Source organism: Caulobacter mirabilis, from assembly GCF_002749615.1.
Classification (GTDB): domain Bacteria; phylum Pseudomonadota; class Alphaproteobacteria; order Caulobacterales; family Caulobacteraceae; genus Caulobacter; species Caulobacter mirabilis.
In genome coordinates this window covers 2,858,113-2,882,195 of the sequence record NZ_CP024201.1, presented here as the reverse complement: position 1 = coordinate 2,882,195, position 24,083 = coordinate 2,858,113, and the positions used below count along the sequence as shown (strand labels likewise).

Below are 24,083 nucleotides of genomic sequence, written 5' to 3'. Positions count from 1 at the left end.
CGGTCTCCAATCCGGTCATGCCGGCAGCCTCGTCTCGAGCGAATAGGCGACGTAGGCGTCATGGACGGCGTCGTGGATGCGGGCGCAGTCGGCGACGACGTCGGTCAGCAGAGCGCTGGCGTCCATGGCGCGCAGCTCCTCCATGTCGGCGAATTCGAGCCGCGCCTTGAGGCGGCCGGCCAGACGGTCCGGCGCCGTCAGTCCACCCCCGCGGGCAAGACGGGATATGCCGCCGAGGTTCTCCTCGATCCTGGCGGTGGCGAACCGGATCGACCGCGGGAACTCCTCGTCGAACAGCAGGAACTCCAGGATCAGGCGAGGCTCGATCTCGGCCGTGTAGCGACGCAGGTAGGGTTCCAGCGCGCAGGCCATGCGCAGCAGGTTCATCTCGGCGACGTGGTCGCTGCTGCGCGCCCCCCGACCGTCGCCGAAGCAGACTTCCAACAGCTGGGCGATGAGGTTGGCCCGCTCCAGATAGACCCCCAGCATCAGGAAGCGGAAGCCTTCGCCATGGCTCATGGTCGCGTCGGCGGCGCCCCTGAACAGGTGCAGGTCGGCGATGACGTCGTGCAGGAAGGCCGACGCGCCCATGTCGAAGAGATCGACCGCCGTCTCGCCGGTGACCTTGAGGTAGAGCAGGTTGAGGCGCTCCCAGGTCTCGGTGGTGATCTGGTCGCGGACCTGTCGTGCATTTTCCCGCGCCCGAGCCAGCGAGGACAGCACGCCGCCGGCGCTGGAACGGTCGAACACCAGGCGTCGGGCCGCCTGCATCGGAAGGGCGCCGGGCGCGGGCGGGGTCTCCCCCGCCGCCGCCACGGCGATCTCCTGGGTTCGGCCGGCGTCGACGGCGCGGTCGAGCGTCGCGGTCAGCATGATGTCGGCCAGCCGCGCGACATGCTCGGCCCGCTCGATGTAGCGCCCCATCCAGTAGAGACTGTCGGCCACGCGGGCGAGCATCATGGCCGGACCTCCGGCGCGTCCCCGTCGGCCAGCACCCAGGTGTCCTTGGAGCCGCCGCCCTGGCTGGAGTTGACCACCAGGGAGCCGCGCCGCAGCGCCACCCGTGTCAGGGCGCCGGGCGTGACGACGATCTTCTCGCCGGAAAGGATGAAGGGGCGCAGATCGACGTGGCGCGGCTCCAGCCGACCGTCAATCAGACAGGGCGCGGTCGACAGCTGGATGGTCGGCTGGGCGATGTAGTTGGCCGGATCGGCGCGGACCGCCTCGGCGAAGGCCTCGCGCTCGGCGGCCGACGCGTGCGGTCCGACCAGCATCCCGTAGCCGCCGGACGCGCCGACGGCCTTGACCACCAGCGTGTCCAGGTTGGCCAGCACATGGCTCAACTGGGCCGGCTCGCGGCAGAGAAAGGTCTCGATGTTCGGCAGGATGGGCTCCTCGCCCAGGTAGTAGCGGATGATGTCCGGCACATAGGCGTAGACCGCCTTGTCGTCGGCCACACCGGTCCCAGGCGCGTTGCAGATCACCACGTTGCCGGCCCGGTAGGCGTTGAACAGCCCGGCGACGCCGAGGTTCGAGTCCCGCCGGAAGGCCAGGGGGTCGATGAAGTCGTCGTCCACCCGGCGATAGATCACGTCCACCCGGCGCAGGCCGGTGGTGGTCCGCATGTAGATCATGTTCTCGTAAGCCACGAGGTCCCGCCCCTCGACGAGCGGCGCGCCCATGAGCCGGGCGAGATAGGCGTGCTCGTAGTAGGCGCTGTTGTAGACGCCGGGCGTCAGGACCACGACCTGTGGGTTGGGCCGCCAATCGGCGGCCATGCTCTTGAGCGTGGCCAGCAGCAGGTCGGGATAGCGTTCGATGGGGCGGACGTTCGACGACTGGAAGACGCCCGGGAATGTCCGCTTCGCCGCGTCGCGATTGGCCAGCATGTACGAGACGCCGGACGGGACCCGCAAGTTGTCCTCCAGCACGGCGAACCGGCCGTCCTGGCCTCGGATCAGGTCGCTGCCGCAGACATTGGCGTAGGCCTTATGCGGCACGTACAGGCGGCGCATCTCGCGGCGGTAGGACGGAGCGCCCAGCACCAGTTCGCGGGGAACGACGCCGTCCATCAGGATCCGCTGATCGCCGTAGACGTCGGCCAGGAACATGTTCAGCGCCTGGAGCCGCTGGGTGAGGCCCGCCTCGATCGTCCGCCACTCGGCGGCGGGGATGATCCGGGGAACCAGATCCGTCGGGATGATCCGTTCGGTGGCGCTTTCCGCGCCGTAGACGGTGAAGGTGACGCCCTGCAGGAGGAACGACCTTTCCAGCGTCTTCTGCCGCTCAGCCAGGGCTTCGGCGCTCAGGCTGGTCAGCCGGCTGTGGACGGCGGCGTAGTGTTCGCGAACCTCGCCCTCCGCGTCATGCATTTCGTCGAAGGCCGGTCCGAGGCGATAGGCGGCTTCGGTCGGCGAGCGCGCGGGGGGCAGGGGGGCGGCGACGGCCGGGGTCACGAGGCTGTCCGTGTCTGCGGCCGAAACGGCCTTTTCACGGTTCATTCCTAACCATGTCGGAGGAATGCGGATCGGGTTTCGTGGTTTCGCGTTGGAGCAGGGCTCGACTGCCCGACATTTAGGCGCCCGGCGCCTGCGTCGATGGAGGTGACAGGCGGCGCGACGCTGGCTACACGGGATTCGGGGCGCACTGGAGGATGAGCAGTTTGGCGCCTACGCGCGTGGCCCTTGTCGTTTCGACCGCGATCGCCCTTTGCGCATGGGCGGGCGCCGCCACGGCCCAGCAGGCGAAGGCCAAGGTCGAGGGCGTCGCCGACGACGACCTCCGGGAAGCCATCCAGCGCGCGGTCGGCGACTCGAAGTCACCCGCCACAACCCGTTTCGAGGCTCGGCGCCGGGCGCGTTCCGCGGCCGACGACGCCATCGCCGCTCTGCGCACCCAGGGCTACTACGGCTACCAGGTCGAGCCCGACGTGGTCGATCCCGACGAGGACGACGGCGGCCAGCCGCCCAGCGCCGTGGTCAAGGTCACGCCGGGGCCACGTTTCCGTTTCGCCGGCGCCGGAGTCGCCTGGGTCGGCGACGAGCCGACGCCGGAGGTGGCCATCGCCGCGGAACAGGCCATGGCGCTGCGCCGCGGCGCGCCGGGGCGAGCGGCGGACGTCCTGTCGGCCGAGGGGCGGATCCTGGCCGCGCTTCAGAAGCGCGGCTACGCCGACGCCGCGCCGGCGCCGCGCGAGGTCATCATCGACCATGCCGACAACACGGTCCGGCCGACCTTTCGCATGGCGGCCGGCGACCTGATCCATATGGACGGCCTGATCTTCGGCGAGACCGGCCGCACCGACCAGGCTTGGCTGCGCCGGCTGGCGCCCTGGAAGGAAGGCGAGGTCTACGATCCCGAGGACATGGCCGAGCTCGAGCGGCGGCTGCTCGACACCGGCGTCTACGACTCAGTCTCGGTTTCGCTGGAACCCAAGGACAAGGTGGATGCGCAGGGACGCCGGCCGGTGCTGGTCAGCGTCGTCGATCGTCCGCGACGGACGCTCGAGGCGAGCGCCGGCTATTCGACCAGCGAAGGCGCGGGCCTCGACCTGCGCCGCACCCGCTACAACCGGTTCGGCCGCGCCGACACCCAGACCTATGCGCTTCGCCTGGCCGAGCTGGAGCAGCGGTTGGAGGGCAAGGTCGCCTTGCCGCATTGGCGGCGGCCGCAACAGACCTTGACCATGGGGGCCGGCGTCTACAACGAGCGGACCGACGCCTATGACGCGACGGGGGTCCAGGCCAACGCCGACATCACCCGGCGGTGGCGCAAGACCTCGTACGTGACGCTGGGCGTGTCGCTGGACGCCAGCAGCAGCGCCCAGAAGCAGAAGATCGACAACGAAACGATCCGCGGCGAGCGGAGCAACATTCTGACCGCCGCGGTGCTCGGCGCGTTCGCCCTGGACCGTTCCGATGATCCGCTGAACCCGACCAAGGGCTGGCGGGTCGAAGCGCGCGCCGAGCCGACCGGCACCCTGGGCGACTCCGAGGCAGCCTATCTGCGGTTTCAGACGCAGGGGTCGATCTATCTGTCTCTGGACGAAGAGGCGAAGACTGTCCTGGCCGGGCGTCTGAAGGCCGGCGCCATCCTGGGGGCGACGCTCGATCAGGTGGCGGCGCCGCGGCGCTTCTACTCGGGCGGCGGAGGATCGGTGCGCGGCTATGCCTGGCAGGCGGTCGGGCCTCGCCTGTTCGACAATACGCCACAAGGCGGCATGTCGGTGCTGGAGGGCAGTTTCGAAGTCCGCCGCAAGATCACCGAGCGTTGGGGCGGCGTCGCCTTCGTCGACGTTGGCGGCATCGGCGATCAGACCTTTCCGAGCGGCGACGACTTCAGCGTCGGAGCCGGCTTCGGGGTGCGCTACGACCTGGGCTTCGGACCGATCCGCGCCGACATCGCCTTCCCGCTGAACAAGCGCGAAGGCGACGCCGACTTCCAACTCTACATCAGCATCGGGCAGAGCTTTTGACCGAGCCGGCCGACACCCCTTCGCCGCAGAAGCCTCGCCGCCGGTACCGGCCCGCGACCGGCGCGGGCTGGGTCATGCTGATCTCGGTGCTGGTCGTCGTGCTTGTCGGCGCCGTCTCGGTGGTCGCCCGCTACGGCGTCAACACCGCGCCCGGCTTGCTGTTCGTGGAGGCGCGCGCCAGCGGCCTGAAGGTCGGCCGGTTCGGCAAGCTCAGGATCGAGGGGCTGCGTGGCGATCTGTGGCGCAATTTCACCGTCCGCCGTCTGACCATCACCGATGAGAAGGGGGTCTGGCTCGAGGCCGACAACCTGGCGGTCAAGTGGCGTTACCATGAGCTGTTCGTGCGCCGGTTCCACGCCGACGCCATCCACGCCTCCAGGATCAAGGTGCTGCGCCGCCCGACCCTCACGCCTCAGACGGTGTCCAAGGGCATGCCGGTCTCGGTGATCATCAAGGACATGCGCGGCCAGATCGAGACCCTGCCCGAGTTCAGCTATCGGCGCGGCCTGTTCAACATCGCCGGAGGCCTGGACATCCAGCGCGACGGGCCGATGACCGTGCATCTGGGGGCGGCCAGCCAGTTGCACCTGGGCGACAAGCTGTCGGCGGCGATCCAGGCCGGCAAGGGGAGGCCGCTGCTGGTCGTGGTCGACGCCAACGAAGCCCAGGGCGGGGCCCTGGCCGGGGCGCTGGGCCTGGCGGCTGACCAACCCTTCCTGCTCAAGGCGCGGGCCAACGGCGACGGCAAGGAAGGCCGGTTCGAGTTCGTGACCACCGTCGGCGCCGCCACGCCGGCCCAGGCGTCCGGCGTCTGGAACAAGGACGGCGGGCAGGCCTCCGGCCGCCTGCAGCTGACGGCCTCCAGCCTGACGGCCGCCTACGCCAAGATGCTCGGGCCGGAGATCCGCTTCGCCGGAACCGGCGCCCAGGCCAAGAGCGGCCTCTACGCCATCGACGCCCGTGTCGACGCCGAAACGCTGTCGCTGACCGCCAAGGGCGAAGCTGACATCGGCAAGCGGATGACCGGCAAGGACGGCGTCGCCCTGACCGCCACCACGAACGCCCTGCAGCGCCTGACCGGCGACGCCGTGAAGGGGCGGGCCCAGACCCAGGGCGTGCTGACCGGAAACCAGGACCTGTTCGCCTACGCCGGCTCGATCGCCGCTTTCGACTTCAGCGCCGCAGACTACACGTTGGCCAAGGCCCAGGGGCCGATCAAGCTGGGCCGCAAGGACGGCGAGTTCACGCTCGAGACCACCCTGGCCGGGGACGGCGGCCGCGGCGCCGGCTACCTCGGGGCGCTGCTCGGCGCGCGGCCGAGGGCCGACATCGTCGCCGCCCGCCTGAAGGACGGCCGGCTGCTGCTACGCCGGGTGAAGGCCGACGGCGCGGGCCTGAAACTGGACGCTTCGGGCGAGCGCACCCTGCTGGGCGGACTGTCGTTCAAGGGCAAGGCCGACCTGACCAATCTCAAGGTCGCCAAGGTCGGTTCGCAGGGCGCGATCAGCGGCGCCTGGTCCGCCTCTCAGGGCGGGGCGGGCAAGCCCTGGGCGTTCACCGTCGACGCCGTCGGCTCGAACTTCGCCAGCGGCTTCGGCGAGCTGGACCGGCTGCTGGGGCCCAAGCCTCGGCTGCGCGGCAAGGCCGAGGTCCGGGCGGGGGTCGTGTCGATCGCCGACGCGCGGCTGGACGGCCTGATGGGCTCGGCCAGCACGGCCGGCCTGATCGGCCCCAAGGGCGCCCTGCGCTTGAAGCTGGACTGGAACGCCAAGGGGCCGTTCGGGATCGGCCCGGTGGAGATCGCCGGCGACGCAAAGGGCTCGGGGGCCATCACCGGCTCGATCTCGGCGCCGCGCGCGGACCTGATCGCCGACATCCAGAAGGTCGACTTGCCGCAACTGCCGCTGACCAACGCGCATATCGTGTTGAGCTTCGTGCAGGGAACGGCCGGTATGGACGGGGCGGTGGCGATCACCGCCGACAGCGAGTACGGCCCGGCCAAGGCTCGCACGGACTTCCGCTTCGCCGACGGTGGGGTCGACCTGTCCGGCCTCGACGCCGACGCCGGCGGGGTCAAGGCGAGCGGCGGCGTGGCCCTGCGCAAGGGCGTGCCGTCGACGGCCAACCTGATCCTCGCGGTCGGTCCTGGCGCCGTGCTGTCCGGCGGGCAGATCAACGGCACCGCGGCGATCACCGACGCGGCCGGCGGCGCCCGCGCCACCCTGAACCTGACCGCCCAGAACGCGACCCTGCGCGCCGTGCCGGGCCTGCGCTTCTGGCGCGGGTCGATCACCGCCGACGGTCCGCTGTCGCGCCTGCCGCTGAAGCTGGACCTGCGCGGCGCCTACAACGCCAACCGCTGGCGCTTCATCGGCACCGGCGTCTACGCGCAGAACGACGGCTCGACCGGCCTGGCCCTCGACGGCGAGGGTCGCTTCGGCAGCGCCGACTTCAAGACGTTGGAGACGGCCCGCATCGGTTTCGCCGGTCATGAGCGGTTCGCCGACCTGAACCTGGAGATCGAGGGCGGCCGGGCGGTGATCAAGGCGCGCTCCGACGCGGAGCAGGCCGACATCCGCGCCGACCTGACGCAGGTCGACCTGGGGGCGGTCAACGAGGACATGGCCGGCGTCATCGACGGCAAGGTGGTCCTCCAGGGCCGCGGCGAACGCCTGAACGGCACGATGGACGCCACGCTCAAGGGCGCGCGGGCGCGCGGCTCGGGGCGCAGCCTGTCGGTCGACGCCCAGATCAAGGGCGTGCTCGAGGACGAGTTGCTCCAGCTGGAGGCCACCGCGACCAATGTCGGCGGGCTGAAGGCCCAGGCCGTGGCGACCTTGCCGGTGCGATCGTCCGCGGCCCCGCTGCGTCTCGCCGTCGCCACGCGCGAGCCCATGCGCGGCCGGTTCACGGCCAACGGCGAGGTGAAGCCGCTGTGGGACCTGCTGGTCGGCGGCGACCGAACCCTGGGCGGGATCGTCGACATGGAAGGCACGATCGCCGGCACCCTGGCCGACCCGCGCCTGGCTGGTCACGCCGATCTGAAGGGCGGGACCTTCGATGACGCCACCGTGGGCGTGAGGCTCCGCGACGTGAACCTCAGCGCCGACCTGGAAGACAACGCCATCGAGGTGACCCAGGCGACGGCGACCGACGGCAAGAGCGGCAAGCTGTCGGGCTCCGGACGGATCAGCCTGCTGCGCAACGGCGCCAGCAGCTTCCGGATGGGGCTGACCAGTTTCCAGCTGATCAAGAACGACCTGGTCGACGCGACCGCCAGCGGGGAGGCGACCCTCAGCCGCGACGCCCAGGGCAAGATGCTGCTGACCGGGGCCCTCGTCGTCGACCGGGCGAGCATCGCCGCCGACCCGCCCACGCCCTCCGGCGTGGTGCCGATGGACGTCATCGAGCGCAACAAGCCGGGGGCGACCGAAGGGGACGTCCTGCCGGAACCTTCGCGAGGCCTGGTCGTCACCATGGACGTCACTCTGAAGGCCGATCGGCGGATCTTCATCGAAGGGCGCGGCCTGGATGCGGAGATGTCGCTCGACGCGCGGGTGACCGGCACGACGCAGAAGCCGATCCTCGACGGCACGGCGCGGATGGTGAAGGGCGAGTACGACTTCGCCGGCAAGCGGTTCGAGTTCGACGAGCGCAGCGCTGTCTATTTGGCCGCCCAGGCCGAGCGCATCCGTCTCGACCTGACGGCGCGGCGCGAGGACCCGACTCTGACGGCGGTGATCCGCGTCACCGGCACGGCGGCCAAGCCCGAGATCGTGCTGACCTCGACGCCGGTCCTGCCGCAGGACGAGGTGCTGTCGCGGGTGTTGTTCGGCACCTCGGCCGCCCAGCTGTCGCCGCTGGAGGCCGCTCAGCTGGCCTCCGCGGTGGCGGCTCTGGCCGGCGGCGGCGGCTTCGACGTGATCGGCAACCTGAAGAACCTCACCGGCCTCGACCGGCTGGTCTTCGCGGGCGGCGGCGATGGCGGGGCGATGACCGTGGCCGGCGGCAAGTACCTGACCGACGACGTCTATCTGGAGATCATCGGCGGCGGTCGCGAAGGGCCGGCGGCCCAGGTCGAGTGGCAGGTGCGCCGCAACCTGTCGATCATCTCCCGCCTGGCCAGCGAAGGCGGCACCAAGCTGTCGGTGCGCTGGCGGAAGGACTACGAGTGACGCCGCGCGCCTGGAACCTGGCCTGCAGCGCGGCCTGCTTCGCCATCACGGGGCTGGCAGTCTACGTCGGCCTGGTCTCGGCGATCGGGGTATCCATCAACGAAACCTATTTCGGCCGCCCCCAACCGAAGGATGTCGCGGCGTTCTGGCTGTCCCTGCTCGTCGGCGTTTCGGCCATGCTGGGCTTTGTCTTCTTCCTGATGCGAGGGATGCGCCGCCAGAGGCGCTGATCCACGCGGGCAGGGGGTTCACGCCGCGTCGGGGCTCGGCTACGAAGGTGGCGTTCGGCGACTCCCGTCTTGCGCCATTCCGGCGGGTCGCTTCGTTGAGGCACGCGTCGACCTAGTCCGCGGCAATGGCGTCGTAGAGCTGTACGGATCACGCCGATGCGCCTGTCGCCGGAAGAGAAGGCCGTTCTCGATTCCATCGCCGAGCGGGGTTCGGCGATCGTCGACCGGGCGATCGCCTGGTCGGACGTCAATTCCGGCAGTCGCAACCTTGACGGGCTGAACGCGGTCCGCGGCCTGCTGAAGGACGCCTTCGCCGTCCTGCCGACCGAGCCGCAGGACATTCCGCTGGCCGCCTCGATCGAGATCGCCGCCGACGGCCGCGAGAGGGAGCAACCCCACCCGCCCTCGCTGGCCGTCATCGTCCGGCCCGAGGCGGCGACCCAGGTCGTGCTGACCGGCCACTACGACACCGTCTATCCCGCCGACAGCCGCTTCCAGACCGTGACCACCCGTCCGGACGGCGCGCTGCACGGTCCCGGCATCGCCGACATGAAGGGCGGGATCAGCGTCATCCTGGCGGCGTTGGAGGCGTTCGAGGCGTCGCCCGTGGCGGCGAACCTCGGCTATCGGGTGCTGATCTCGCCGGACGAGGAGATCGGGTCGCTGGCTTCCGGACCGGTTCTGACCGAGTTCGGCCGCCTGGGCCATGTCGGCCTGACCTATGAGCCGGCCCTGTCCGACGGGACCCTGGCCGGCGAGCGCAAGGGATCGGGCAACTTCCACATTCGCGTCACGGGGCGCGCCGCCCATGCCGGCCGCGACTTTGCCCTGGGCCGCAACGCGATCACCGCCGCCGCCCGCATCGCCGGGGCCCTGGACGCCCTGAACGGCCGCCGCGACGGCGTGACCCTGAACATCGCCCGCATCGACGGCGGCGCGCCGCTGAACATGGTGCCGGACATCGCCGTGGTGCGGTTCAACGTCCGCTTCTCCGACGCCGCGGCCGCGGCCTGGCTGGAGGCCGGCGTCAAGGCGGCGATGGCGGCCGGGGAGGGCGACGGCCTGTCGGTCAGCCTGCATGGCGGCTTCACCCGGGCGGCCAAGCCGTTCAACGCCGCCCAGGCCGAGCTGTTCGGCAAGGTGCGCGAAGTGGGCGCCCTGATCGGCCAGGACATCGCCTGGAAGCCGTCCGGCGGGGTCTGCGAGGGCAACAACCTGTTCGCCGCCGGCCTGCCCAATGTCGACACCCTGGGCGTCCGGGGCGGCGACATCCACAGCGAGAACGAGTTCGCCTGGCCCGACAGCTTCGCCGAGCGGGCGCAGCTGTCCGCCCTGATCCTGATGAAACTGGCCGCCGGCGAGATCGACGCCCGCGGCGTGCGCGCCCTCATGGAGACCCGCTGAATGCTCGTCGTGCGTCCCGCCTTGCCGGCCGACTACGATTCCCTGATGGAGCTGGCCGTCCTGTCCGGGCGGGGCTTCACCAGCCTGCCGGAGGACGAACCGACCCTGCGGGCGCGCCTGGACCTGTCGGCGGCCAGCTTCGGCGGAGAGGTGGCGCCGCCGGAAGCCTGGTACACCCTGATGCTTGAGGACGCGGAGACCGGCGGCATCGACGGCGTCGCCGGGGTCAAGGCGGGCGTCGGGCTGAAGCGGCCGTTCTTCTCGTTCCGGGTCGTGACCCTGGCGCAATCCTCGCCGGTTCTGGAGATGCGCTTCGACCACCAGGCGCTGGTGTTGGTCAACGAATGCTCCGGCTGGTCCGAGGTCGGGTCGCTGTTCCTGCGGCCGGAGAAGCGCAAGGGCGGCGCGGGCCGTCTGCTGGCCCAGTCGCGCTACATGCTGATCGGCATCGAGCCGAACCGTTTCGCCGAGATGGTGCTGGCCGAACTTCGCGGCTGGTTCGATGCGGACGGCAGCTGCCCGTTCTGGGAGCATGTCGCCCACAAGTTCTTCCGGCTCGAGTTCGACGAGGCCGACCGGATGAGCGCCTCGACCAACGGCCAGTTCATCCTCGACCTGGCGCCGCGCCATCCGATCTACACTGGCCTGCTGCCGACCGAGGCCGCCGAGACGATCGGCAAGGTCCACCGCGACGGCGAAGCGGCGCGGGCGATGCTGGAGCGCGAGGGTTTCCGCTATCAAGGCCTGGTCGATCTGTTCGACGCCGGTCCGACCCTGGCGGCGCCGCGCGACGAGATCCGGACGGTCAAGGAAGCCCGCCGACTGACGGTCAAGCTGGGCGAGGACGCCTTCGGCGAAGAGGCGCTGGTCTCCACCGCCGAGATCGGCCGTTTCCGCGCCGTGCGCGCACCGGTGCTGGTCGACCACGACAGCGCCATCCTGTCCCGCGACGCGGCCGAGGTGCTCGGCGTGCGCGAAGGTGAAATCGTGAAGGTGAAGGCATGAGCCGCGGCCAGTACATCGACGGCGCCTGGGTTGCAGGGCGTGGACCGGCGTTGATCTCCATCGATCCGGCGACGGGGGCGCCGACCTGGGAAGGTTCGACCGCGACCGGCGCCGACGTCGCAGCGGCCGTCGCCGCGGCCCGCGCCGCGTTCCACGACTGGGCCGACCGCCCGCGCGCCGAACGGATCGAAACCCTTCGTCGCTACAAGTCGGCCCTGGACGCCCGCAAGGACGCTATGGCCCAAGCCATTTCGCGCGAGACCGGCAAGGCGCTGTGGGAGACCAAGGCCGAGCTTGGCTCGATGATGGCCAAGGTGGACGCCTCGATCGCCGCCTACGACGAGCGGACCGGGACCAAGGAGACGGCGACGGCCTTCGGGCGCGCGGTGCTGCGCCATCGGCCGCACGGCGTCATGGCGGTTCTGGGTCCGTTCAACTTCCCCGGCCATCTGCCCAACGGCCATATCGTCCCGGCTCTGTTGGCCGGCGACACGGTCGTCTTCAAGCCGTCCGAGGAGACCCCCTGGACGGGCGAGCTGATGATCGAGGCGCTGGAGGCGGCCGACCTGCCCCGGGGCGTGGTCAATCTCGTCCAGGGCGGAAGGGAGACCGGCCAGGCGCTGCTGGAGCAGCCCATCGACGGCCTGCTGTTCACCGGCTCGGGCGCGGCCGGAGCGCACTTCCGCCGCCAGTTCGCCGATCGGCCGGACGTGATCCTGGCGCTGGAGCTGGGCGGCAACAATCCGCTGGTGGTCTGGGACGCGACGGACCCCGAGGCCGCGGCGGCCCTGGTCATCCAGTCGGCCTACATCACCACCGGCCAGCGCTGCTCCTGCGCCCGCCGCCTGATCGTCCCGGAAGGCCACGAGGGCGAGGCGGTGATCGAGGCGATCGCCGCCCTGGCCGACCGCCTGCGCATCGGGGCCTGGAACGCGGCCGACGAACCGTTCATGGGGCCGCTGATCTCCGCTCGGGCGGCCGATGCCGCTCGCAAGGCCGCCAAGACCCTGGGCGGGACGGTGATCCGCGAGGCGAGGGCGGTCGAGGGGCTGTCGGGCGCCTTCATCACGCCCGGCCTGATCGACGTCAGCCATCACGAGACGCCGGACGAGGAGATCTTCGCGCCGGTGCTCCAGGTGCGCCGCGCCGCCACGTTCGACGGGGCGTTGGCGCTGGCCAACGACACCCGCTACGGCCTGTCGGCCGGCCTGATCAGCGACGACGCCATGCTGTGGGACCGTTTCCAGCGGCGCGTTCGCGCGGGAGTGGTCAACTGGAACCGCCCGACGACCGGCGCGGCGGGAACCGCGCCGTTCGGCGGCCTCGGCGCCTCCGGCAATCACCGACCGAGCGCCTACTACGCCGCCGACTACTGCGCCTATCCGGTCGCCAGCTTCGAGGCCGACGCCGTGGTCCCGACCGTGGCGGACATCAAGGGGCTGAAGGGGTGAGGGACGCGGTCATGGATGCTCCCCCTTGGGGGAGCTGTCGCCGCGAAGCGGTGACTGAGGGGGTCATGGGCGCCGACCCTCTGGTCCCAAACCAGATGCGCCGGACCCCCTCCGTCTCGCCTTCGGCGAGCCACCTCCCCCAGGGGGGAGGATCCACATGGTGACCGCCGTCGAAGCCAACTGTGATGGCCTGGTCGGGCCGACGCACAGTTTCGCCGGGCTCGCGCCCGGGAACCTCGCCAGCGAGATCAACAAGGGCGACCCCTCCAACCCGCGCGCAGCGGTTCTGGAGGGGCTGTCCAAGATGCGGACGCTGGCCGATCTGGGGCTGCCGCAGTTCGTGCTGCCGCCGCACGAGCGGCCCGCCGTCGACTTCCTGCGTGGCCTTGGGTTCTCGGGGGCGGACGCCCGGGTTCTGGAAGCGGCGTCCAAACAGGCCCCGGAACTGCTCAACACCGCCTGCAGCGCCTCGCCGATGTGGGCCGCCAACGCGGCCACGGTGACGCCCAGCGCCGACGCCGCCGACGGGCGCGTCCACTTCACGCCGGCCAATCTGCTGACCAACCTGCACCGCAGCCTGGAAGGCGGTCAGACGACCCGCGCGCTGCGCCGCCTGTTCCCGGACCGTACGCGGTTCGCCGTCCACGAGCCGCTGCCGGCTCAGCCGCATTTCGCTGACGAAGGCGCCGCCAACCATGTCCGCCTCTGCGCCGATCACGGCGAGGCCGGGGTGAACCTGTTCGTCTGGGGGCGGGACGCCTACGAGCCCTGGACCGGCCGCTTCCCGGCGCGGCAGACGAAACAGGCCTTTGAGGCCGTGGCTCGGCGGCATGGCGCGGGGGGGGCTGTGTTTACCCAGCAGGCGCGTTCGGCGATCGAGGGCGGCGTGTTCCACAACGACGTGGTCTGCGTCGGCGCCAAGACCTGCCTGTTCTTCCACGAGGCGGCGTTCGAGGATCGCGCCGCGATGAAGGCGGCGGTCCGCGCCGCGGCCGCCGGACGGTTCGAGCCGCAGTTCGTCCAGGTCGACGAGGCCGACCTGCCGCTGGGCGAGGCGGTGAAGTCCTACCTGTTCAACTCGATGCTGGCGGCTCTGCCCGGCGATGATCGGCTGACCTTGATCGCGCCAATGGAGACCTTCGAGACCGTCGACGCCCGACGGGCTGTGGAGCGGGCGATCGCCTCCAACGGCCCGATCGGCCGGGTCGAATACGTCGACGTCCGCCAGAGCATGCGCAACGGCGGCGGCCCGGCCTGCCTGCGGCTGCGGGTGGTGCTGACCGACGAGGAACTGGCGGCGACAAATCCGGCGCAGCGCTTCGACGCCGACCTGCACCGCCGGCTGGCGGCCTGGGCCGAGGCGCATTATCGCGACCGCCTGCTGCCCGCCGACCTGGCCGATCTGGCGCTGCTGGACGAGAGCCGCCGCGCCCTGGACGAGCTGACCCACATCCTGGACCTGGGCGGGGATTTCTATCCGTTCCAGAGGGCCTAGCGCCTCATCCTTTCAGCTTCGCCAGCGCCTCCGGGAAGCGCCGCGACAGCGGGGCTTCCAGCGCGCCCAGCTCCACCGTCCAGTCGCCCGAGCCCTCCGGCCTCAGACCCGTCACCCGCGCGGCGTTGACCAGCCAGGAACGGTGGACCCGGACGAAGCCTTTGTCCGCCAGTTGCCCCTCGACCGAGGCCAGAGAGACGCGCATCAGCGGCTTGCGGCCGTCCGCCAGGTGGAACTCGACATAGTTGCCGGCCGAGGCGACGGCCAGGATGTCGGCGACCGGAACGCGGATCAGGCGGGCGCCGTCGCGGATGTCGAAGGTGACGGGCAGGCCGGCCGTCGTCACGATCTCCCGCCGCATCGCGTAGCGGTCGGCGATGTGGAACGTCGCCACGGCGACGGCGTAGCTGAACAGGTCCTTGCCCAGTTCGTAGGGGACCTGGACCCGCAGGTCGCCGTAGTCGTAGCGCACCCCGGCCAGGGCGTAGGCCGCGTGGCGCAGGACCAGGAAGCCGGCCACGTGCAGGCCAGACCAGGCCAGCACGCCCCCGAGGTGAATCAGCCAGGTTCTCGGCCGTCGCCAAGCCTCGATCGGCGCAGCCCGCCAGGTCAGCCAGGGCAGCCACAGGATCGAGACCACGACAAGGGCGCTGCTCCACTCCCAGACCCAGGGTTCCCACCAGCGCTCGCCCGCGCCTTCATGGATCAGGCTCATGGTGTTGATGATGGCGACCACCGCCAGGACCGCCGTGTAGATCGCCACCGCCCGTCGCGTGACCGTGCGGAGGTCTCCGTCCGTCCCTGAAATCTCGCCGTTCGTCACGCGGTCCGTCCGTTCATCCCGCCCCGGCCGCCGAGCGCGGCTTGTTGCTGGCGCGGCGTCGCGGCCTCGGGCGATGCCCGCCGTATCTCATCGCTGACGGGCCTTCGCATGACCGACGCCACCCCTGTTTCCGACCGCCGCAACGACCTGGATTGGATCCGCGTCGGAGCCTTCTTCCTGCTGATCCTCTACCACGTCGGCATGTTCTACGTGCCTTGGGACTGGCACGTGAAGAGCCCACATCCGATCGAATGGCTGGAGCCGGTGATGCAGCTGACCAATCCCTGGCGGCTGACCCTGCTGTTCCTGGTGTCCGGCGCGGCGACGCGATTCATGGCCGACAAGCTGAGCGCGGGCGCGCTGGCCGGGCAGCGCCTGTGGCGGCTGCTGCCGCCGCTGGTGTTCGCGATGTTCGTTATCGTGCCGCCGCAGAGCTACTACGAGGTGGTCGAGCAACTCGGCTATGCCGGCGGCTACGTCGACTTCTGGCCAGCCTACGTCACGGCGTCGGGGAACTGGTGCCAGGGCGACGACTGCCTGATCACCCCGACCTGGAACCACATGTGGTTCGTCGCCTACCTGATCTTCTACACCCTGGTGCTGGCGGTCCTGCTGTGGGTCGCGCGGAAGCCGCTGGTCGTGCTCGGAGACTGGCTGGGTCGAACGCTGAGCGGCTGGCGGCTGCTCCTGCTGCCGATCGTCTGGCTAGCCTTCTGCCGGATCGTGCTCATGCCGCGCTTCGAGATCACCCACGCCTTCGGGGGCGATTGGTACAACCACGCCATGAGCTTCGCGGCCTTCCTGCTGGGTTTCCTGGTGGCCAAGTCGGAGACGTTCCGGGCGGCGACGATCCGCCTGCGCTGGCCGGCTCTGGCCCTGGCGGTCGGCGCCTGGGCGGCCTGGGCGACCTACGCCTGGATCTATCGCGACGGCGCAGCGCCGCCGGAGGCGCTCCGCCAGACGATGCGCGTGGTCTATGCGACCGACCAATGGTGCGCGATCCTGGCCGTGCTGGGCTTCGGCGCCCGGCATCTGACCCGCGGGGGGCCGGCGCTGACCTACCTGACCCTGGCGGTGTTCCCGTTCTACATCGTCCACCAAACGGTGATCGTGGTCGCCGCCTATCACCTGTCGAAGTTGGGGCTGAACCAGGCTCTGGAAGGCGCGCTCGTGATCGCGTTGACCTTCGCAGCCTGTTTCGCGACCTACGAGATCGTTCGGCGGGTCGCTGTGCTGAGACCGTTGTTCGGGCTGAAGCTCGCCGCCGACGGCGCGGCTATCCGCGCAGCTTGGCGGCGGCGTAGGCCTGCGTCCCCTGCGTGAACACCCGGTCGGTCGGCTCGACCCGATCGATCGGGATGTCGCTGGCGCCGTCCAATCGGGCGTAGAGCGCGCCGAAGTCCTCCAGCGTCGCGTCGAGCAGCGCCTGCAGCGAGGGAATCACGAAGTAGACCTGCTGGAAGTCGTCGATGCGGTAGGGGGTGCGCATGGTCCGCTCCAGGTCGAACCCCAGCCGATTGGGCGAGGGATCGTCGAGGGCGAAGATCGACTCGGTGCGCGAGGAAACGATGCCGGCGCCGTAGATGCGCAGGCCCGCCGGAGTCTCCAGCAGGCCGAACTCGACCGTGTACCAGTAGAGGCGGGCGAGGTTGTGCAGGCGGCCCAAGCCCAGGGCGCGCATGCCGCCTTGGCCGTAGGCCTGCATGTAGTCGGCGAAAACCGGGTCCGTCAGCATCGGCACATGACCGAAGACATCGTGGAAGATGTCCGGTTCCTGCAGATAGTCCAGCTGGTCGCGGCGGCGGATGAATTGTCCCGCCGGGAACCGCCGATTGGCCAGATGCTCGAAGAAGACCTCGTCGGGCACCAGGCCCGGCACGGCGACGACGCTCCAACCGGTGAGCTTCTGCAGATCTTCGTTGATCCTGCGGAACTCGGGGATGCCGCCGCGGTGCAGGTTCAGCGCGTCCAGCCCGTGCAGGAACGCGTCACAGGCCCGGCCGGGCAGCATCGCGGCCTGACGTTCATAGAGCAGGTCCCATACGGCGTGCTCGTCCGCGGTGTAGGCGTCCCACCCCTGGTCGATCGTCCAATCCGCCGCCGCTCCCGGGGGCGGGCCGCTGCTGAAGCCGTCTGCGCTCATGAGAAGACGATGCGCGCGTTTCGCAGGCATTTCCGTTCTAAGGCGCCCGGCAAACTGGTTTCTTTTGAAACAAAATTGCGTTCGGCGAGCCTGGTGATGGAACGCCTCTCCGGCGCCGCCGGCGGCTCAGTGCGCGATGCGCGGACGCATGTTGTAGTGGCCGTCCTGGAAGCCGTCGAAGATCAGCGCGGCGTGCGGATGGCCGACCGGCAGGCCGGTGTCGTCTGGGAGCAGATTCTGCTCCGAAACGTAGGCGACGTAAGTGTTGTCGTCGTTCTCGGCCAGCAGGTGATAGAAGGGCTGGTCCTTTCGCGGCCGTACGTCTTCCGGAATCGAGAGCCACCATTCCTCGGTGTTCGCGAATACGGGGTCGACGTCGAAGATGACGCCGCGGAACGGATAGATCCGGTGCCGGACCACTTGGCCGATCGAGAATTTTGCGGTTCTCGGGTTCATAATGCTCAGAATCTAGCGCAATCGTCTGACTGGAACATGAACGTATGAGGTAGTCGACGTTAGGCAAGTCAATGCCTTCCGTCACGCGAAACGCCTCGCTACAGTCATCGGCGAAATGAGGCGTCGCGTTCCGTGACGCCTGCGCAGACAAGGCTTTGAGCATGTCGGAGGCGCCGAGCGCGCAGCGCGGCCCACGCAAGGGCCGCCGAGGGCCGTCCAGCGGGCCGCCCCCCACCTACGCGGCCCTGGATCTGGGGACGAACAACTGCCGCCTGCTGGTGGCCTCGCCCGCATCGCATGGCTTCAGGGTCGTGGAGGCCTATTCCCGGATCGTGCGCCTGGGGGAGGGACTCAGCCAGAGCGGGCGTATGTCCGACGAGGCGATGGAGCGCGCCCTGGCCGCCCTGTCGGTCTGCGCCGAGAAGATTCGCCGCCGCCGGTGCGTGCGGATCAAGGCCGTCGCCACCCAGGCCTGCCGCCAGGCCGTCAACGGGCCGGAATTCATCGCCCGGGTTCAGGCCGAGACGGGCCTCAAGCTGCAGATCATCGCCCCCAAGGAGGAGGCCCAGCTGTCGGTCGCCGGCTGTCTGAACCTGCTCGATCGCGAGGCGGAGGCGGCGCTGGTCATCGACGTGGGCGGCGGCTCGACGGAGCTGTCGTGGGTCGATCTCAAGGGGCGGGGCCTGGATGCGCGCCCGCGGCAGTTCGCCCACTGGCGGCTGCCGATCAAGGCCTGGCTGTCGGTGCCGATCGGCGTCGTCACTCTGGCGGAGCGGTTTCCGGAGGACGCTGGAGCGGTTCAGGACTGGTTCCGGCGCATGGTCGACGCCGTCAAGGAGCGGATCGCCGCCTTCCCGCACGCCGAGCCGCTGCGCCAGGTGTTCGAGGAGGGACGGGCGCATCTGGTGGGCACGTCCGGGGCGATCACCAGCCTGGCGGGCCTGCATCTGGATCTGCCGCGATACGATCGCAGCCGGGTCGACGGACTGTGGATGACCCGCGACGAATGCGAGACGACCACCGGTCGACTGCTGGCCTGGACGCCCCAGGAGCGGGCGGCGCAACCCTGCATCGGCCCTGACCGCGCAGATCTGGTGCTGGCCGGCGCGGCGATCCTGCAGGCGGTTCAGGAACTCTGGCCCTGCGCCCGCGTTCGGGTGGCGGACCGCGGTCTCCGGGAGGGTCTCCTGCTCAGCCTGATGAGCGATCAGCAGCCACGTCGACGCAGAAAACGTCGCAGTGCGGCGCCGCGTCTGGCAGGAGAGGCGGCATGACCGACCAACCTCCCCGCCGCCGCATGGTGAAACCTCCGACCGGAGGGCTCGACAGCGGCCGCAGCAAACCCGCGCGGCTCAAGACCGCCAAGGGGCGCACCTCCAGCCAGCAGGCCTGGCTGGAACGTCAGATCAACGATCCCTTCGCCGCCGAGGCGCGGGCGCTCGGCTACCGCAGCCGCGCGGCCTTCAAGCTGTCGGAGATCGACGACCGGCTGAAGCTCATCAGACGCGGCTCGAAGATCGTCGACCTGGGTTGTGCGCCGGGCGGCTGGGTGCAGATCGCCCAGCAGCGCGGCGCGGGAAAGGTGGTCGGCATCGATCTGCTGCCGGTCGAGCCGCTGCCGCCGGCGGACCTGATCCAGATGGACTTCACCGATCCCGCGGCCGGGCCGCTGCTGATCGAGAGGCTGGGCGGCGAGCCTGACCTGGTGTTGTCGGACATGGCGCCGAACACGGTTGGCCACCGCGAGACCGACCACCTGCGGATCGTCGGCCTGATCGAGATGGCGGCCGACTTCGCGATCCAGGTGCTGAAACCGGGCGGGGCCTTCGTCGCCAAGGCTTTCCAGGGCGGCGAGACGGCGGCGGTCATCGCCGAGCTGAAGCAGCATTTCGCCAAGGTCCAGAACATCAAGCCCAAGGCCAGTCGCCAGGACAGCTCAGAGGTCTTCCTGGTGGCGACAGGGTTCAAGGGGCGGTGATCGCGTGGCCGACTGGTTCCGGAAGCGTAGCTGGGAGGCCGACGATCAGCGCGATTTCGAGGACCGGTTGGCCAAGGCGCCGACCGACGCCCGCGCCCAGTACCTGAGGCTGCAGGCGCTGGAGCTGGGCGAGAGCCGTCCCGCCGAGGCCTTGCGGCTGCTCGATCGCGCCCTGGGCGACTGGCCCGATCACTTCGAGACGGCGGCCACCCTGGGTCAGCGCGGCGACTGCCTGATGGCGCTGGGCGACTACGAAAACGCGGTCGAGTCCTACGCCCTGGCCGTCAAGCGCATGCGGTCCTATCCGGGCGTGCAGACCCAGGCGTGGCTGTCCTGCGTGCTGGCCATCGCCGAACGGGGCGACCGATCGCGATTTCGCTTGGCGCACCAAATCCTGCGCGAGTTCGGCGCCAAGCTGGACCAGCCGCTGATCCGGCTGCGCGCGGCGGCCGCGGCGGCTCTGATCGCCCGCGCCGAAGGGCGAGCCGAAGACGGGCGAGACCAGGCCCGAACCGCCCTGGAGGCGGCGTCCCTGCTGCGCGGTCGCAAGGTCGCGCTCGCCGCCGACGATCGCGCGCTGGTTCGCCGCATCCGTGCGATCGCCGAGCCGCGGCTCTGGCGCCGCTGGCTTCTCCTTGGTCTCAGCTAGGCGCGGAAGAACTGTTCGAGCCGTCCCGCCGTGCGGTCGGTCCAGGCGCGGAGCGCCGCCCGTGGCCGGCGGTCCACGTCGTGGCAGGCGTGCCAGCTGGTGCGGCAGCCGCCGGCCAGGCAGGGCGTCAGGCCCCGCATCACCTGCCGTCGGCCGGGATCGCCCATGTAGAGCTTGATGAACCAGGCCGGGGAGCCGTGCGTCGTGATCGCCGCGAACCGCCGTACGTTGGTCAGGCGGTGCCGGCGCAGGGCGCCGGTCTCGTCCATCGTAAAGGCCACGCCCGGCTGCCAGACGCGGTCCAGCCAGCCCTTCAGCATCGCGGGCATGCCGTACCACCAGGTCGGATAGATGAAGATCAACCCCTCCGCCGCGCGGAGGCGCGCGACCTGATCCGCGACAGGATCGACCAGTCCCTCGCCCTGGCTGTGCAGCGCCCATTCCTCGATCGGCAGGACCGGATCGAAGGCCTCCTCATACAGGTCGATGGTCGTGATCCGATGACCGGAGTCAGCGAGCCTTTCGAGCACCGTCCGGCGGATGGCGCCGTGTAGGCTGTCGGGGGAGGGGTGCGCGCAGACGGCGAGAAGCTTCATGGAAACTCCATCCGGTCCGATAGCGTCCGGACGCGGCCGTCCGTTCCTCGCTCCAGGCGAGAAATTCGCCCCGCCCCCGGATCAGCGCGCGGGTCGATACATCGGGATCAGCCCCGGATGGTCGCCGGGTTTGATCAGGCCGGTCACCTCGAAGCCATGCCGCTCGTAGAGCGGCACATTGCGGGGCGAGGAGCTTTCCAGATAGGCCGGCAGGCCCTCGGCGTCGGCGCGGCGGAGGCCCGCCTTCAGCAACGCGCCGCCAAGGCCCTGACCTTGACGGGAAGGGTCGACGCCGACCATCGACAGATACCAGTGCGGCTCGTCCGGGTGATGCTGTTCCATGAGCTCGCCGAGCTCGAGCAGCACCGCCAGTCGTTCCGGCGCGACGGTCTCCATGACCAGGGCGCCCAGCGCGTCTCCGTCGGGCTTTTCGCCGGGGGCAAGCCAGAGCGCCGCCGCGCCGTCGTCGGCCGACCAGGCCGTGCCGGCGGCGATCGCGCTGCCCGCCATCGCCGTCGCCAGGCGCGGGAAGTTGGCGAGAAACGTCTTCGCCGTCGGGAACAGGTAGCGGACCGCCGGATCCGTGCTGAAGGCGAGGGTGAGGGTGTCGATCACAGGATGGCGCTCGACGGGCCCCTCCAAGGGTTCGGCGATGCTCACGGCATGATCCGGCATGGTGTCTCTCCCCTCGTTCCGCGCCTCGTTCCGCGTTTGTCGGCGGTCAGCTATACCGGCGTTCCGCGACGGTCGTCACTTGGCGAAACGCATCCCCCGTCCTACCTGCGAACCATGACGGTCGAGCCCAACCTGGACGCCTATTTCGCCCGCATCGGCTACGCCGGTCCGCGCGCGCCCACGCCGGAGCTGCTCAAGGCGATCGTGGCCCGCCATCCGGTCGTCATCCCGTTCGAGAATCTCAATCCTTTCCTTGGGTTGCCCGTGGATCTGGATGTCCCGGCCTTGGAGGCGAAGCTGGTCCGCGGCGGCCGGGGCGGCTACTGCTTCGAGCAGAACGGACTGCTGCTCGCCGTGCTGAGGGCGCTCGGTTTCGAGGCCGAGGGCCTGCTGGCGCGGGTGATCTGGAACCTGCCGGTCGGCGCGGTGAACGCCCGCACTCACATGATCATCCGCGTGAACCTGGACGGCCGCGACCTGCTGGTCGACGTCGGCCTGGGCGGCATGACCCTGACGGGCGTGCTGGAACTGACCCCGGACGTCGAGCAGGAAACGCCGCACGAGACCTTCAGGCTCCTGCGCGAGGACGCGCTGTCCTGGCGACAGGAGGCGAGGGTGAAGGACGAGTGGCGGGCCACATATCGCTTCGATCTGACCCGGGCCCATCCGATCGACTACGTCGTGGGCAACTACTACACGGCCACCCATCCGGCGTCGCACTTCACCCACAGTCTGCTCGCCGCCCGCGTGAACGCCGATCGGCGTCACGCGCTGCGAGGACTGGAGCTCGCCGTCCATCATCTCGGCGGGCCGACGGAGCGCCGGACGCTGGGCGGTCCGCAGGAGGTCGAGCAGGCGCTGGAAGAGGTCTTCCACATCGCGCTGCCGGCAGGTCCGATGCTGCGCGAGCGGCTGTCGCGGCTGTTTTGACCCTCAAGGCGGATTGACTCGGCACGGGTTTACCCCGATACCCGCGCCGCAAAATGGAGACTCCAATGGAGATTCGCGAAGGGCTTACCTTCGACGACGTTTTGCTCGAACCGGGTCCGTCCGAAGTGATGCCGACCCAGGTTTCAACCGAGACCCGGTTGACGCGTGAAATCAGTCTGAACATCCCGCTCGTGTCCGCGGCCATGGACACCGTCACCGAAAGCCGCCTGGCGATCGCCATGGCCCAGGCCGGCGGACTGGGCGTCCTGCACCGAAATCTCACAGTCGACGAGCAGGCCGATCAGGTCCGCGAGGTGAAGCGGTACGAAAGCGGCATGGTCATCAATCCGCTGACCATTCACCCCGACACCACCCTCGACGAGATCCGCGAGATCACCGCGCGGCGGAAAATCTCCGGCTTCCCCGTGGTCGAGCCCGGCAGCGGCAAGCTGGTCGGCATCCTGACCAACCGCGACATGCGCTTCGAGACCGACGGCGCGCTGAAGGCCTCGGGCCTGATGACCCGCGAGAACCTGATCACCGTCCGCGAGGGCGTCGATCCCGTCGAGGCTGTCGGCCTGCTGCGAACCCACAAGATCGAGCGGCTGATCGTCGTCGACGACCTGGGCCGCGCGGTCGGACTGATTACCGTGAAGGACATCGACAAGGCCCAGCAGCATCCCTTCGCCGCCAAGGACGAGAAGGGCCGCCTGCGGGTCGGGGGCGCCTCGACGGTCGGCGACGCGGGCTTCGAGCGCTCGATGGCCCTGGTCGAGGCCGGCGTCGACGTGGTCATGATCGACACCGCCCACGGCCACTCGAAACAGGTCGCCGACGCCGTCGCCCGACTGAAGCGCGAGACCAACCGGGTCCAGATCGTGGCCGGCAACGTCGCCACCTACGACGGCGCCCGTTCGCTGATCGACGCCGGCGCCGACGCCGTGAAGGTCGGCATCGGTCCGGGCTCGATCTGCACCACCCGCATCGTCGCCGGCGTGGGCGTGCCCCAGCTGACCGCCATCGCGGAAGCCGCTCGCGCGGCCCGCGACAGCGATGTCCCGGTGATCGCCGACGGCGGCATCAAATACTCGGGCGATCTGGCCAAGGCGATCGCCGCCGGCGCCGGCGTGGCCATGATGGGTTCGATGTTCGCCGGCACCGAGGAGAGCCCCGGCGAGGTCTTCCTGTACCAGGGGCGGTCCTACAAAGCCTATCGCGGCATGGGCTCGCTGGGCGCCATGGCCCGCGGTTCGGCCGACCGCTACTTCCAGAAGGAGGTGACGGACAGCCTGAAGCTCGTGCCCGAGGGCATCGAGGGCCAGACCCCGTTCAAGGGACCGATCGCGCCGGTGATCCATCAGCTGGTGGGCGGTCTGCGCGCGGCCATGGGCTATGTCGGCGCGCCCGACATCGTCGAGTTCCAGAGGCGGGCGAAGTTCATCCGCATCACCGGCGCCGGCCTGCGCGAGAGCCACGTCCACGACGTGATGATCACGCGCGAGGCGCCGAACTACCCGAGCGCCGTCTAGGCGTTCGGGACCAACGATTGTGACGAACTACGAGAGTGCTTAGCCAATAAATTCAGAAGCCTAGGGGGCG

Annotated in this window: 20 protein-coding genes; 13 read left to right on the top strand and 7 right to left on the bottom strand. The window is 69.8% G+C overall.

Going from position 1 to position 24,083, the window contains the following annotated elements; genetic code table 11:
* Window positions 1-15: 15 nt before the first annotated feature.
* Window positions 16-960, bottom strand: a complete 945-nt coding sequence (locus CSW64_RS13800) for an alpha-E domain-containing protein (protein WP_099622659.1) — start codon at window positions 958-960, stop codon at window positions 16-18.
* Complete coding sequence (locus CSW64_RS13795; protein WP_245863905.1) at window positions 957-2,372, bottom strand: circularly permuted type 2 ATP-grasp protein; 1,416 nt, start codon at window positions 2,370-2,372, stop codon at window positions 957-959. The genes CSW64_RS13800 and CSW64_RS13795 overlap by 4 nt, the downstream gene beginning before the upstream one ends.
* Before the next feature lie 305 nt (window positions 2,373-2,677).
* Here CSW64_RS13795 and CSW64_RS13790 point away from each other — a divergent pair, with 305 nt between their 5' ends.
* The 7 genes from CSW64_RS13790 (at window position 2,678) to CSW64_RS13760 (ending at window position 14,234) form a co-directional block, all read left to right on the top strand.
* Entirely contained in the window at window positions 2,678-4,474 is a 1,797-nt protein-coding gene (locus tag CSW64_RS13790) for an autotransporter assembly complex protein TamA (RefSeq protein ID WP_342745814.1), read from the top strand.
* The gene (locus CSW64_RS13785) at window positions 4,471-8,649 is read left to right on the top strand and encodes a translocation/assembly module TamB domain-containing protein (protein ID WP_099622656.1); all 4,179 of its coding nucleotides are present in this window, start codon (window positions 4,471-4,473) and stop codon (window positions 8,647-8,649) included. The genes CSW64_RS13790 and CSW64_RS13785 overlap by 4 nt, the downstream gene beginning before the upstream one ends.
* Window positions 8,646-8,879 carry a hypothetical protein gene (locus CSW64_RS13780; RefSeq protein ID WP_099622655.1) on the top strand — a complete coding sequence of 78 codons (234 nt, stop codon included), beginning with the start codon at window positions 8,646-8,648 and terminating at the stop codon, window positions 8,877-8,879. The genes CSW64_RS13785 and CSW64_RS13780 overlap by 4 nt, the downstream gene beginning before the upstream one ends.
* Before the next feature lie 156 nt (window positions 8,880-9,035).
* Window positions 9,036-10,283 (top strand): hydrolase, encoded by a 1,248-nt coding sequence (locus CSW64_RS13775; RefSeq protein WP_099622654.1) that lies wholly within the window; start codon window positions 9,036-9,038, stop codon window positions 10,281-10,283.
* Window positions 10,284-11,288, top strand: coding sequence for an arginine N-succinyltransferase (locus CSW64_RS13770; protein WP_099622653.1), 1,005 nt, complete (start codon window positions 10,284-10,286; stop codon window positions 11,286-11,288). It begins immediately after the preceding gene.
* Window positions 11,285-12,739, top strand: coding sequence for a succinylglutamate-semialdehyde dehydrogenase (gene astD, locus CSW64_RS13765; RefSeq protein ID WP_099622652.1), 1,455 nt, complete (start codon window positions 11,285-11,287; stop codon window positions 12,737-12,739). The genes CSW64_RS13770 and astD overlap by 4 nt, the downstream gene beginning before the upstream one ends.
* A gap of 157 nt (window positions 12,740-12,896) precedes the next feature.
* On the top strand, window positions 12,897-14,234 hold the full coding sequence (locus CSW64_RS13760) for an N-succinylarginine dihydrolase (RefSeq protein ID WP_099622651.1): 1,338 nt from the start codon (window positions 12,897-12,899) through the stop codon (window positions 14,232-14,234).
* A 4-nt stretch (window positions 14,235-14,238) separates the two neighbouring features.
* On the opposite strand, the gene CSW64_RS13755 is transcribed toward CSW64_RS13760, so the two are convergent.
* Window positions 14,239-15,057 carry a LytTR family DNA-binding domain-containing protein gene (locus tag CSW64_RS13755; protein WP_245863700.1) on the bottom strand — a complete coding sequence of 273 codons (819 nt, stop codon included), beginning with the start codon at window positions 15,055-15,057 and terminating at the stop codon, window positions 14,239-14,241.
* A gap of 108 nt (window positions 15,058-15,165) precedes the next feature.
* Between CSW64_RS13755 and CSW64_RS13750 the strand changes: the two genes are divergently transcribed.
* Window positions 15,166-16,380 carry an acyltransferase family protein gene (locus CSW64_RS13750; RefSeq protein ID WP_099622649.1) on the top strand — a complete coding sequence of 405 codons (1,215 nt, stop codon included), beginning with the start codon at window positions 15,166-15,168 and terminating at the stop codon, window positions 16,378-16,380.
* On the opposite strand, the gene phhA is transcribed toward CSW64_RS13750, so the two are convergent.
* Together phhA and hspQ are read right to left on the bottom strand one after the other, a co-directional pair.
* Window positions 16,334-17,200, bottom strand: a complete 867-nt coding sequence (gene phhA / locus CSW64_RS13745) for a phenylalanine 4-monooxygenase (RefSeq protein WP_099622648.1) — start codon at window positions 17,198-17,200, stop codon at window positions 16,334-16,336. The two genes, CSW64_RS13750 and phhA, sit on opposite strands and share 47 nt — an antisense overlap.
* A gap of 126 nt (window positions 17,201-17,326) precedes the next feature.
* The gene (gene hspQ / locus CSW64_RS13740; protein WP_099622647.1) at window positions 17,327-17,656 is read right to left on the bottom strand and encodes a heat shock protein HspQ; all 330 of its coding nucleotides are present in this window, start codon (window positions 17,654-17,656) and stop codon (window positions 17,327-17,329) included.
* 161 nt (window positions 17,657-17,817) lie between these two features.
* Here hspQ and CSW64_RS13735 point away from each other — a divergent pair, with 161 nt between their 5' ends.
* Genes CSW64_RS13735 through CSW64_RS13725 form a run of 3 tightly spaced genes read left to right on the top strand, consistent with a single transcriptional unit; the run spans window position 17,818 to window position 20,283 of the window.
* A complete protein-coding gene (locus CSW64_RS13735; RefSeq protein ID WP_099622646.1) occupies window positions 17,818-18,930 on the top strand; it encodes a Ppx/GppA phosphatase family protein in 1,113 nt (370 codons plus the stop codon).
* Window positions 18,927-19,634, top strand: a complete 708-nt coding sequence (locus tag CSW64_RS13730) for an RlmE family RNA methyltransferase (RefSeq protein WP_099622645.1) — start codon at window positions 18,927-18,929, stop codon at window positions 19,632-19,634. The genes CSW64_RS13735 and CSW64_RS13730 overlap by 4 nt, the downstream gene beginning before the upstream one ends.
* Before the next feature lie 4 nt (window positions 19,635-19,638).
* A complete protein-coding gene (locus tag CSW64_RS13725; RefSeq protein WP_099622644.1) occupies window positions 19,639-20,283 on the top strand; it encodes a tetratricopeptide repeat protein in 645 nt (214 codons plus the stop codon).
* Here CSW64_RS13725 and CSW64_RS13720 read toward each other — a convergent pair.
* A complete protein-coding gene (locus CSW64_RS13720; RefSeq protein ID WP_099622643.1) occupies window positions 20,280-20,879 on the bottom strand; it encodes an NAD(P)H-dependent oxidoreductase in 600 nt (199 codons plus the stop codon). The genes CSW64_RS13725 and CSW64_RS13720 overlap by 4 nt on opposite strands.
* Window positions 20,880-20,960: 81 nt before the next feature.
* The gene (locus tag CSW64_RS13715; protein ID WP_099622642.1) at window positions 20,961-21,554 is read right to left on the bottom strand and encodes a GNAT family N-acetyltransferase; all 594 of its coding nucleotides are present in this window, start codon (window positions 21,552-21,554) and stop codon (window positions 20,961-20,963) included.
* A 114-nt stretch (window positions 21,555-21,668) separates the two neighbouring features.
* On the opposite strand from CSW64_RS13715, the gene CSW64_RS13710 reads away from it, so the two are divergent.
* Both CSW64_RS13710 and guaB read left to right on the top strand, forming a co-directional pair.
* A complete protein-coding gene (locus CSW64_RS13710; protein WP_099622641.1) occupies window positions 21,669-22,484 on the top strand; it encodes an arylamine N-acetyltransferase family protein in 816 nt (271 codons plus the stop codon).
* A 65-nt stretch (window positions 22,485-22,549) separates the two neighbouring features.
* Window positions 22,550-24,013, top strand: coding sequence for an IMP dehydrogenase (gene guaB, locus CSW64_RS13705; RefSeq protein ID WP_099622640.1), 1,464 nt, complete (start codon window positions 22,550-22,552; stop codon window positions 24,011-24,013).
* Window positions 24,014-24,083 lie beyond the last annotated feature (70 nt).

Bases quoted from the DNA above. Each gene is read 5' to 3' on its own strand.
- CSW64_RS13735 (WP_099622646.1), top strand. From the start codon at position 17,818: ATGTCGGAGGCGCCGAGCGCGCAGCGCGGCCCACGCAAGGGCCGCCGA.
- CSW64_RS13775 (WP_099622654.1), top strand. From the start codon at position 9,036: ATGCGCCTGTCGCCGGAAGAGAAGGCCGTTCTCGATTCCATCGCCGAG.
- CSW64_RS13720 (WP_099622643.1), bottom strand. From the start codon at position 20,879: ATGAAGCTTCTCGCCGTCTGCGCGCACCCCTCCCCCGACAGCCTACAC.
- CSW64_RS13730 (WP_099622645.1), top strand. From the start codon at position 18,927: ATGACCGACCAACCTCCCCGCCGCCGCATGGTGAAACCTCCGACCGGA.
- guaB (WP_099622640.1), top strand. From the start codon at position 22,550: ATGGAGATTCGCGAAGGGCTTACCTTCGACGACGTTTTGCTCGAACCG.
- hspQ (WP_099622647.1), bottom strand. From the start codon at position 17,656: ATGAACCCGAGAACCGCAAAATTCTCGATCGGCCAAGTGGTCCGGCAC.
- CSW64_RS13760 (WP_099622651.1), top strand. From the start codon at position 12,897: ATGGTGACCGCCGTCGAAGCCAACTGTGATGGCCTGGTCGGGCCGACG.
- CSW64_RS13800 (WP_099622659.1), bottom strand. From the start codon at position 960: ATGATGCTCGCCCGCGTGGCCGACAGTCTCTACTGGATGGGGCGCTAC.
- CSW64_RS13750 (WP_099622649.1), top strand. From the start codon at position 15,166: ATGACCGACGCCACCCCTGTTTCCGACCGCCGCAACGACCTGGATTGG.
- CSW64_RS13770 (WP_099622653.1), top strand. From the start codon at position 10,284: ATGCTCGTCGTGCGTCCCGCCTTGCCGGCCGACTACGATTCCCTGATG.
- phhA (WP_099622648.1), bottom strand. From the start codon at position 17,200: ATGAGCGCAGACGGCTTCAGCAGCGGCCCGCCCCCGGGAGCGGCGGCG.
- CSW64_RS13715 (WP_099622642.1), bottom strand. From the start codon at position 21,554: ATGCCGGATCATGCCGTGAGCATCGCCGAACCCTTGGAGGGGCCCGTC.
- CSW64_RS13710 (WP_099622641.1), top strand. From the start codon at position 21,669: ATGACGGTCGAGCCCAACCTGGACGCCTATTTCGCCCGCATCGGCTAC.
- CSW64_RS13795 (WP_245863905.1), bottom strand. From the start codon at position 2,372: ATGCATGACGCGGAGGGCGAGGTTCGCGAACACTACGCCGCCGTCCAC.
- astD (WP_099622652.1), top strand. From the start codon at position 11,285: ATGAGCCGCGGCCAGTACATCGACGGCGCCTGGGTTGCAGGGCGTGGA.